Source organism: Cohnella sp., from assembly GCF_041641335.1.
In the GTDB taxonomy this organism is placed as follows: Bacteria; Bacillota; Bacilli; order Paenibacillales; family Paenibacillaceae; genus Cohnella.
Genome location: NZ_JBEPYQ010000009.1, coordinates 91,891 through 101,581 on the forward strand (window position 1 = coordinate 91,891; position 9,691 = coordinate 101,581).

Genomic DNA, 9,691 nt, shown 5'->3' on the forward strand with positions numbered 1-9,691 from the left:
CTACATCGCCTCTTTTCCGATCGTTTCGACTTCTTCCGAGTACAGCTTGGGGAAGCGGATTCGCGCTTTCGTATGCTTGCCCGGTTCGCTGAACAAGCGGATTCCGTACGGCTCCCCGTACATGCGGAAGATTCGTTCATGCACGTTGCGAACGCCCATTCCGCTGAACCGCGACGAAGCTTCGCCGTCCCCCGGCTTCAGCATGCCGTCCATCTGCTCCCGCGTCATCCCCCCGCCGTTATCCTCGACTTCGATGACGAGGTCGTTATGCTCCCCGTACACGCGAATGATCACGTTCCCCTCTCGATCCGTCCGCCCTATGCCGTGAAGGATCGCATTCTCCACCAGCGGCTGCAGCATCAGCTTCGGCACCTGGCATTCCAGCAAAGCCCGATCCTCGATCTGCGTCGACATCCGAACCGGCTCCATATACTTGTACTTCACGACCGAAACGTAGCTGGAGACGTACTCCAATTCCTCGCGTACCGTCAGAAACTCGTTCGAATTGCCGAGCACGGCCCGCATCAGCTCGATCAGCGAACCGGACACCTCCTCGATGTTGGGCACTCCGTTCAGCTTGGCCAAATATTTGATCGTGTTCAGCGAATTGTACAGGAAATGCGGCCGAATCTGCGCCTGAAGCGCCGTCAGCTCCGCCTCCCGCTTCTTCTTCTCGCTGACCCGTATCCCTTCCATCAAACGCTTCAGCTCCTCCACCATGCTGACGAATACGCGGTATAATTCGCCGATTTCATCCCTTGATCGGATCTCCGTCCGCGGAAAGGATAAATTCCCTTCCTTCACCTGCATCATCATCGACTTCAAGCGTCTGATATTCACGGTCGTCCGGAACGACATCTGCAGAGCCCCCAACAGGACGACAAGAAAGACGACGACCGATACCTCGATCATCAAATTGCGGACTCGGGTCGATTCGCTCAGCAGCGAGTCCATCGGAACGAGAGCCAGCGTCGTCCATCCCGTATAGTCGGATTGATGGCGGACGACGATGTAGGATTTGCCGTCCAGCTCATGCTCTGCCGAACGGGTGAGGCCGGCATACTGCCGATTCATGGCGTTAATCGTGTCTATGGAAGGGGTGGAGGCGGAAGGGGCGGATTCCGTCTGGTAGACGAACTCGTTCTGGGCATCCAGCACGTAGAGCAGACTGTCTTTCGTCGGTCTTACGCCGAACGTTTTCTTGATGAAATCGTAGTTCAGATCGACCATGACGACCCCGATCGTCTCGCGATTGTAACGAATCTCCCGCCCTACGGTAATGGCATCCGTATCGCCCGGAGGCTTGAAGTAAGCATGGCGAGATCCGTTGCTGAGGATGTAGGCCATCATCTCGGTGTCCAGAAATCTGCGGTCCAGCCAAGGCGCGCCGGAGAAGATCACCTTCCCGTTCAAGCCGACGATCGCCATCCGCGTAATGTACGGTTTGTAGGCCATGAGCCCCGACAGGAATTCTTCGGTCCGCTTCTGCTCCTGAAACCCTTCGTAGCTGACTTGGTCATGCGGACTCAGCAGCGTATCGAGCACGCTCGTCTTGCTGGTCACCGCTACGGTATTCAGCCGGTCGATCTCCTGGAGCATCATGTTCAAGGATTCGTCCGCCTGACGGATGCTGTCCGACACCGAGGTCACCGCGTTTTTCTTGATCGTCTCGCGCATGTTGACATAGATAATGGAAGTGACGGAGACGATCGACAGCAAGGTGACGAGTCCGAATGCGATAAACATTTTACCCTGAATATTCAGTCGGGGAGAAAACCATCTTCGAAGCCGGGATAGAATCATGTCCATGCCCCCTTGTTCGTGTATGCGCTTGCAGCAGTGCAGAGACGCTCAGCCTTCCGTCGCGCGAACGGCTTGAGGCGACATTCGGTAGTACATTTTGAACGCTCTGGTGAAGGTATACAGGCTGGGATACCCCAGAGTAAGAGCGATTTCCGTAATCGTCGCGCTCGTCTCCCGCAGCAGCCGTTTCGCCTTCTCCATACGGATTCTCTGAAGATACTTTATGGGGGACAAGCCGGTCTGGCCGGTGAACACCTGGGTGAAATAAGAGCGGTGGACGCCCGCGAAGGCGGCGACCTGCTGCACGGAGATTCCTTCCGTGGCGTGCAGTTCCATGTATTCCAGACATTCGCCGATCCAACCGCTGGATTCCGCAGAAGAAACGGATGCCGTAGCCGGAATCAGGTCCGCCAGCAGTCCGCAGACGAGACTCTGCAGCTTCAACGCCGCGGACGGACTCCACCGCTCCACCTCCGCCAACGTCCGAATCGTTTGTTCGGCCGCATCCTTGACGCGAGGGGTCGCCAGCTTCCGGCCATACGGCTTCTCCGGGCTCAGTCCGGCGAGCTCCAGCAGCGGCTTCGCCCTGTCCCCGTCCAGCGCGAGCCAGCTCATGCGAAGCGGCGTGTCCGACGGGAGCATGCGGTAATGATACGTACGGTCAGGAAAAAGACAGAACAGATCGTCCTTCCGCAAGTCGGTCTGTTTGCCGTCGTGCTCAAGCCGCAGCATCCCGTCGTGTATGAAATGAAGACTATAGCATTCGATCCGTTTCGGCCCGACTTTGTAATTCGGCTTGGCACGGCTGCGTCCCGCCCGTACCGGCCATAATCGCCCCTCCCGGTCCAAGTCCGCGGGCGTATAGTAAAAAAATTCCGCGTACTCGTAATCGTATTCCTGCATCATCCCGGCTCCCTCCGCTTAATCATTTTCCGCACAAAAGCGACAAAATGATAAACCAAATCTAACATCATGCCATTTACGAAATGTCGTTTACCCCATAATATCATAGTTGGAGGCGATTTCAATTGTCTAGCGCACCTAACATTTTGTTAATTACAAGCGACCAACAGCATTGGAACACCCTCGGCACTTCCAATCCGGAGATCTCTACGCCGAACCTGGACCGCCTTGCCCGCGAAGGCACCGTTTTCTCTCGGGCTTATTGCCCGAATCCGACCTGCACGCCCAGCAGATCCTCCATCATTACGGGGATGTATCCGAGCCAGCACGGAGCCTGGACGCTCGGCACGAAGCTGCTGGAGGATCGCCATACGGTAGGCGAAGATTTCAAGCAGGCCGGATACCGGACGGCGCTCGTGGGCAAAGCCCATTTTCAACCGCTGAAATCGACGGAGCAATATCCTTCTCTCGAAGCTTACCCGGTGTTGCAGGATCTGGACTACTGGAGGCGCTTCAACGGACCGTTCTACGGCTTCGATCATGTCGAGCTGGCCCGCAACCATACGAACGAAGCGCATGTCGGGCAGCATTACGCGCTATGGATGGAAGAGCAGGGATGCGCCAACTGGCGCGATTATTTTCTCCCTCCGACCGGAACGATGGACTCGGCGGTGACGTACAAGTGGCCCATTCCGGAAAAATACCACTACAACGCCTGGATTGCGGATCGAACGAATGCCCTGCTGGAAAACTATAAGAAGGACGATTCTCCTTTCTTTCTGTGGTCGAGCTTTTTCGATCCGCATCCGGAGTATTTGGTGCCCGAGCCTTGGGACACGATGTACGATCCGGACAAGCTGACGATTCCGTCCGCCGCGCCGGGAGAGCATGAACGGAATCCGCCGCATTTCGGCCTGACCCAGGAAGACAATCCCGACTTCTCCCACTTGGGGGAGACCGGGTTCGGCATCCACGGCTACCGCTCGCACCATTACTATGAATACGGCACGAAGTTCCGGCTGACCGATGCCGACAGGAAGAAGCTGGTCGCCGTGTATTACGGGATGATCAGCTTGATGGACAAATATATCGGGCGTATTCTCGATAAGCTGGACGAACTGGGATTGGCGGACGATACCCTTGTCGTGTTCACGACGGACCACGGGCACTTCTTCGGCCAGCACGGCCTTCAAGCCAAGGGAGGTTTCCATTACGAGGATCTGATCAAGCTGCCGTTCATCGTCCGATATCCGGGACATGTGCCGGCCGGGGCGACCTCGAACGCGATTCAATCGCTCGTCGACTTGGCGCCTACGTTCCTCTCCTTCAGCGGCCTGCCGATTCCGCCTGCCATGACGGGCGTCGACCAGAAGGAAGTGTGGCTCGGAACCGAGGAGAGGGCGAGGCAGCACGCCATCTGCGAATTCCGTCATGAGCCTACGACGATCCACCAGAAAACCTATGTGGATCAACGGTACAAAATCACGGTATATTACAATCAAACCTACGGCGAATTGTTCGATCTGGACGAAGACCCCGGGGAGCTCCGCAACCTGTGGGACGATCCGGAGCACGCGGTATTAAAGGGAGAGCTTCTGCTGAAATATATCTGGGCCGAGCTTGGCAAAGAACCGATGCCGATGCCGCGCATCCATCATGCGTAACAGAGCCTGACCATTTGTAATCGAACCGTAATATAGCTTTCATCTGATCTTCATGTTGAGGGGTTACAATACAAACATGACCCCCCTTTTCAATCATATATACCTTGAGGCTAGCGGCCCGTTGCCGCTAGCCTACTTTTTTTATGCTCGGGTTTCCTGCCTGGAATTGACTTTCTTCCATGACATGTTTAAACTTTGTATAAACAATCATTTCGCGAGGTGATTCGATTGCTGGTTCAGAAATGGGGCAACAGTCTGGGGATACGCATTCCAAAAGCATTGGCCACCAAAGTCGGACTGGAAGAAGGCAGCGAAGTTGATCTCGACATCGAAGACGGCCATCTCGTTATCGTTCCGAAGACCAAAGCTTTGGACGAACTGCTGGACAAAATAACGCCCGACAATCTCCATGCCGAGATTCAAACGGGAGAGCGGCAAGGACGGGAAACATGGTAGAAGTGAGATACGTTCCGGATCGCGGCGACTTGGTTTGGCTTCAATTCGATCCTCAAGCGGGGCATGAACAATCGGGAAAACGCCCCGCCCTCACGATTTCCCCGGCCGCCTACAATGGGAAGACCGGATTGTCCTTATTTTGCCCGGTAACCTCCCGAGTCAAAGGGTATCCGTTCGAAGTTAATCTCCCCGAGGATCTCCCGATCGAAGGGGTCGTTCTATCCGATCAGTTAAAAAATCTCGATTGGCAGTCCCGTCAAGCCAAATTCATCTGTAAAGTGTCCGAGGAGACGTTAAACGAAGTTTTGTCCAAAATCGATTTGTTGATCCGGTGAGCTCCATCATCCTGGAGCGGTGGGAATCCAAACAACTGCTGCAGCCCGACCCGGTCGGGCTGCAGCGCGAGAATCGGTACTCGCGCAGGATTAGGGTGCGAACTGGTCGAGCAATTTTTGCCCTTCCGACTGCAGCGTCTCAAGCGCTTGCTCCGTCGTAATTTCGTTTGCAATCGTGGCGTCCATCTGCTCGACGACCAGCTTGTTAAACGGCGCGTAAAACTCCGTCGGAATGACGCTCGTAACGTAGTTCGGCGGACTCGGCCAGCCTTTTTGCTGGTAAAAAGGCTCGTAATCGGGATCGTTTTTCCACTTCGGATAATCCTTGAAGGAAGACAGCTCTGTGCCTGCCGAAGCGTAAACTTTGCCGACCGGCTCGGAGTGGAGCTCGCGGATCGCATTCCAGGCCGACTCCGGTCGGCTTGCGACGGTCGGAATAACAAATATGTAGTCGGCGGTGAACCACCAGGTGCGTTCAGGGTCTCTTTCGCTGACCGGCCCCGGAAGCACGCCCCATTCGAAGGACGGCGGATTCGCCTTCAGCTTCTGCATCAGATCGACTTGCCCGTAGGTCATGGCGACCTTGCCTTTGTAGAACAAGTCGGAGGCTTCCTGTTCTTCCTGACTCACATACGTCACGCCGTCGACAACTTTCTGCTGCCGGCCGTTCAACCCGAGCGAGCCGCGGCGGTAGGAATCGGCGACCATGCGCCACATCCGCTTCCATTCCTCGCTCTGCATGGTCATTTTACCGTTGCGGGTATCGACAAAATTCAGCCCCTCCGTCTGCGCTGCGACTTGAACCAAATCGAAAGGAGATCTGACGTAAGGCTCGTAGAAGCCATAGCTTCCTTTCTCCAGCGACGCATCCTGCGTAAAACGATCGGACAGGCTCAGCACCTCGCTCCAAGTCATCCGCTGCTGGGGTTTCTCGATGCCGTAGGTGTTAAACATCGTTTTATTGTAGTACAGGATGGAGGTTCGGATGCTTGGCGACAGCCCGAACAGCTTGCCCTCTTCATTGTCCTTCATCCGTTCGATCATGCCGGGAGAAAATACGTTCAGGTCCATCTTGTCCCGCGACACCCATTCGCCCAAATCCCGCAAAGCCCCCATGTCGGCCATAGGCGAGTACATCAAGCTGTTCATAATGACCAGATCGGGTTTAGTTCGCTCCAAGTAATCATTAAACGCTCGTAGTGCCTCTTCCCCCTTTAATTCATACAGCTTGACGTCGCTCATCGGCGCAAGTGTAATTTTCCAGCCGGGAAAACGTCCTTCGAATATCGCCCGAAACTGATAATCGTAAGTTCCTTCATCGATCACGCCCAGCACGAGCTCTTTCGGCGCTTCCGGTTTGGCCTCGGGCTGGCAGCCGGACAGCAAGGCTGCCGGTACGGCGGCCGCAACCGCCCATAGCAGCGTTTGCCGCATTCGTTTTCGTATTTTAGTCACGTTAGTTCTCCTTTCGCGCTGCCATCTCCGCCCGCGCCGCAATGGCAAGCTCTTCCGTACGCTGCTGCAATTGGCTCACCGCCTGCTCCGACGAATAGTTCCCTTTGATCGCCCCGCGCGCCGCTTCGTCGCCCGCAGCTCTCACCGATTGGATGAAAGACGGGTTGGGCGGCCTGTAAATCGACTCCTCGTACCGCAGCACGGAGGCGCTGTCGACATTCAGCTTATAGAAGACGCCCTCTCCGGTTGCCGAATCCTCTTGCGAAGCGGGGAGCCTCGAAGACAATGAACTCCCTTTGCGACTCCGCTCGCTCTGCGCGTGCTCCGGCCCGTTCATAAATCGGAGCATCGACCAAGCGGCGTCCTTGTTCGGAGACTTTGCGTTGATCGCGTACACCGTCGCAATCGACAACTCCGAGGCAATGTCGGAACGATCCGACGAGACCGGCTGAGTGACGATTCCCCACTCGTCCTGGAATCCGATCTGATCGGCGGCAGAGAAGACATCCTGCCTGTAGTAGCTCGACCTGAACGTCATCGCCGCATACCCGGTCAGGAACGGGTCTGCTTTATACAGATCGGTCGTCGAGATGTGGCCGTCAGGCTCGGAGGACGGCCATACTCCGTCGAATATCCATCCATCCCGATAACCGCGAGTTACCTTGTCCCAGACGTTTCGCCACGAAGCGGAGTCGATCGTCGGGTTCAGATCCGCGTCTGTCAGACGAAGTCCGTCCGCTTCCCCGACATTTTGGATCAGATCAAAGGGCGACATGCCCCAAGCGGTTGTCAGCCCGTAGATCGGCTGCCCGGACTGTCCCTGTCCGTTGAAACGGGCGGCCAGTTCCAGAATCTCGCTCCACGTCATCCGTTCTTCCGGAGGCGCAACGCCGAGGCGCTCGAACAGGCTTTTGTTATAGTACAAGGCATAGGTTTCAAAGTAGGGCGTCAAGCCGTACAGCTCGCCATTCCCGGCTTCCCGGATCGTACGGATAATCGGCGCGTGAAAATCGTCCAGTTCAAAGCTGTCTCTCTTTGCCCAGGCGTCCAGCGGCTGAATAAGACCTTCCTTCGAGAGAGCGTCGACGAGGAACAGCGGAATTTGCAGCAGATCGGGCTCGTACTGCAGCAGCCACTGTTTATATTCCTCCGGCTCGGTCGATTCCGGGTAGGGCGGAACTTCAATCTGCGCATTCGGGTGCCGCACGACGAACGGAAGACCGAATTCGTTCATGAAGCTCGCCCGATCGGAATATTGGATTTTGAGAACGACATCCTCCTGATCCCAAGCGTCGATTCGAGCCGTCTCCCCGCTCTCCTTGCCGGCAAACAAGCCCGACAACGAATCTCGCATCAACCATCCGGAGGCGAGCAGAAGAACGACCATGGCCCCGGCGAAGACCGGCTGAAATCTGGGTTTACGAGTGGCAGGCACAGCAACACGCTCCTTGATTTTTCGCATCGTGCGTTCGTTAAAGCTTCCGATTCCAAGGGGGGCTTCGGAGAGCTCTTTTTCCCAATCGCTCAGCTTCCGGCTCATAAGCGCTCGCTCCTCTCTTCGGCATTCTCCGACAAGCTCGAGCCGATCGACAACCTCGCCCGATGAAGCCGGGATTTGACCGTACCTTCGGAAATATTCAGCAACTCGGCAATTTCTTTCATAGACAAGCGGTAATGAGCGAACAGAATAAGCACTTCGCGCTGCTTGCGAGGCAGCTTCAGCACCAGGCTCCAGATGCGGTTTTTCTCCTCGCTGCCGAACCATTCGCTCTCAGCCGAACGCTGCGAGTCCTGCCGGAACCAGGAAGGGAAGAGCTGCACCCTGCGCATCCAGGCGGTCTTGAGATAGTCGAGCGCGGTATTGCGGGTAATGGATAAGAGCCAGGATTTCACGCTGGAGCGGCCGCGGAAAGAATCCAGATGCTCGTAAGCTTTCACGAATACGTCTTGACAGATATCTTCCGCCAAGTCTTTGCGCTTGGTGATGAAGTAGGCGTAGTTCGATACGTCTCTGCCGTAGGTCATCATTAACTCGTCGAACAGAGCGTGCTTGTCCACTCCGCCGGTCATATGCTTCAAGTAATCGAAAGCCACTTTCGATCCCTCCCGACAATAGGACGAGCCAATGCGGCGAAAGTTCCCTTTTCCGGAAAAATAAATCGCCAAGACGACAGATAGGGTACTGATTCTACAGTAAAAAACCTTGCCTTCATTTATCGGCAAGGTTTTTTACGTTGCGGTTATTTATAAATATTAACCGTTTTTTTCTTTGCATCCCAAACTACATTAGCGCCAAGATTTTCTGAAATATACCTAATTGGCACAAATGTGCGACCTGCAGGAGATAAAGTAGCTGAACCCATGCCATCAGGCAGTTGCTCGTCTATAACAAGTCTCAAGGTTACGCCGCCTTTGGTAATCACAACGGTTCTTGTATCGGCGATCCAGCTCACAGACGCATCTAACGCTTCAGCTACAGCGCGGAGCGACATCATTGTCCTGCCTCCAGCGATATAAGGCGCAACGTCATTATCCATTTGCTCTCCATTTTTCGAAAATTCTTGGTCGCCAATTTTGAAGTTAATCTTGTACAGATTGTCCGAAACAATCACTCCAAGCGTTCCTGTTTCATAGGTGTAAAATTCAAAGGTTTTGCCGTCTGGCGAGAACTCGCCGCCTAGCTGACGGTAGGTCTGCGTTTTTTCATCAAAAATGATACCGGTGAAGTTAGCTTTCTGCTCGTCGGTCAGATTTAAGTCGGAAACATGAATCGTAACCTTCGTCGGTGTCTTGGTTCTACCAACAGCCTGGCCGTCTGTCTTAATGTTGATCTCATAGACCTCTTTCAGAAGCGTCTCATTCACCTTATCCGTCTTTACCAGTTTATTAATGACATTATCCTTAATGACGACAGGGCTTGGCGCAAAAATGATGGTAACCTTGGAGTTCTCTTTAAGTCCCCATTCCTTCAGCTGCCCGGCGGCAAAGCTTGCTTGATAACGTCTGTTGGTAATCACAAGCTCACTTTTACTGCCGATCATTTTATTCAACTGATTCGCTTCAACAACTGCGCCG

General features: G+C 54.7%; 9 protein-coding genes. 3 read left to right on the forward strand and 6 right to left on the reverse strand.

Annotation, left to right across the window (positions count from 1 at the left end):
- Both ACESLM_RS04715 and ACESLM_RS04720 read right to left on the reverse strand, forming a co-directional pair.
- The gene (locus ACESLM_RS04715) at nt 1-1,803 is read right to left on the reverse strand and encodes a sensor histidine kinase (protein ID WP_372630223.1); all 1,803 of its coding nucleotides are present in this window, start codon (nt 1,801-1,803) and stop codon (nt 1-3) included.
- A 48-nt stretch (nt 1,804-1,851) separates the two neighbouring features.
- The gene (locus ACESLM_RS04720) at nt 1,852-2,709 is read right to left on the reverse strand and encodes an AraC family transcriptional regulator (protein ID WP_372630224.1); all 858 of its coding nucleotides are present in this window, start codon (nt 2,707-2,709) and stop codon (nt 1,852-1,854) included.
- 122 nt (nt 2,710-2,831) lie between these two features.
- Between ACESLM_RS04720 and ACESLM_RS04725 the strand changes: the two genes are divergently transcribed.
- The 3 genes from ACESLM_RS04725 (at nt 2,832) to mazF (ending at nt 5,161) form a co-directional block, all read left to right on the forward strand.
- Complete coding sequence (locus ACESLM_RS04725; protein WP_372630225.1) at nt 2,832-4,370, forward strand: sulfatase family protein; 1,539 nt, start codon at nt 2,832-2,834, stop codon at nt 4,368-4,370.
- A gap of 228 nt (nt 4,371-4,598) precedes the next feature.
- Nucleotides 4,599-4,826 (forward strand): AbrB/MazE/SpoVT family DNA-binding domain-containing protein, encoded by a 228-nt coding sequence (locus tag ACESLM_RS04730; protein WP_372630226.1) that lies wholly within the window; start codon nt 4,599-4,601, stop codon nt 4,824-4,826.
- On the forward strand, nt 4,820-5,161 hold the full coding sequence (gene mazF / locus ACESLM_RS04735) for an endoribonuclease MazF (RefSeq protein WP_372630227.1): 342 nt from the start codon (nt 4,820-4,822) through the stop codon (nt 5,159-5,161). The genes ACESLM_RS04730 and mazF overlap by 7 nt, the downstream gene beginning before the upstream one ends.
- A gap of 90 nt (nt 5,162-5,251) precedes the next feature.
- On the opposite strand, the gene ACESLM_RS04740 is transcribed toward mazF, so the two are convergent.
- The 4 genes from ACESLM_RS04740 to ACESLM_RS04755 all read right to left on the reverse strand — a co-directional run.
- The gene (locus tag ACESLM_RS04740; protein WP_372630228.1) at nt 5,252-6,616 is read right to left on the reverse strand and encodes an ABC transporter substrate-binding protein; all 1,365 of its coding nucleotides are present in this window, start codon (nt 6,614-6,616) and stop codon (nt 5,252-5,254) included.
- 1 nt (nt 6,617) lies between these two features.
- A complete protein-coding gene (locus ACESLM_RS04745) occupies nt 6,618-8,156 on the reverse strand; it encodes an ABC transporter substrate-binding protein (protein WP_372630229.1) in 1,539 nt (512 codons plus the stop codon).
- Entirely contained in the window at nt 8,153-8,710 is a 558-nt protein-coding gene (locus tag ACESLM_RS04750; RefSeq protein ID WP_372630230.1) for an RNA polymerase sigma factor, read from the reverse strand. Before ACESLM_RS04750 ends, ACESLM_RS04745 begins: the two co-directional genes overlap by 4 nt.
- A 146-nt stretch (nt 8,711-8,856) precedes the next feature.
- Nucleotides 8,857-9,691 (reverse strand): copper amine oxidase N-terminal domain-containing protein (locus ACESLM_RS04755; RefSeq protein WP_372630231.1); only part of this gene is annotated, 835 nt, incomplete at its 5' end.

Bases quoted from the DNA above. Each gene is read 5' to 3' on its own strand.
- ACESLM_RS04715 (WP_372630223.1), bottom strand. From the start codon at position 1,803: ATGATTCTATCCCGGCTTCGAAGATGGTTTTCTCCCCGACTGAATATT.
- ACESLM_RS04720 (WP_372630224.1), bottom strand. From the start codon at position 2,709: ATGATGCAGGAATACGATTACGAGTACGCGGAATTTTTTTACTATACG.
- mazF (WP_372630227.1), top strand. From the start codon at position 4,820: ATGGTAGAAGTGAGATACGTTCCGGATCGCGGCGACTTGGTTTGGCTT.
- ACESLM_RS04745 (WP_372630229.1), bottom strand. From the start codon at position 8,156: ATGAGCCGGAAGCTGAGCGATTGGGAAAAAGAGCTCTCCGAAGCCCCC.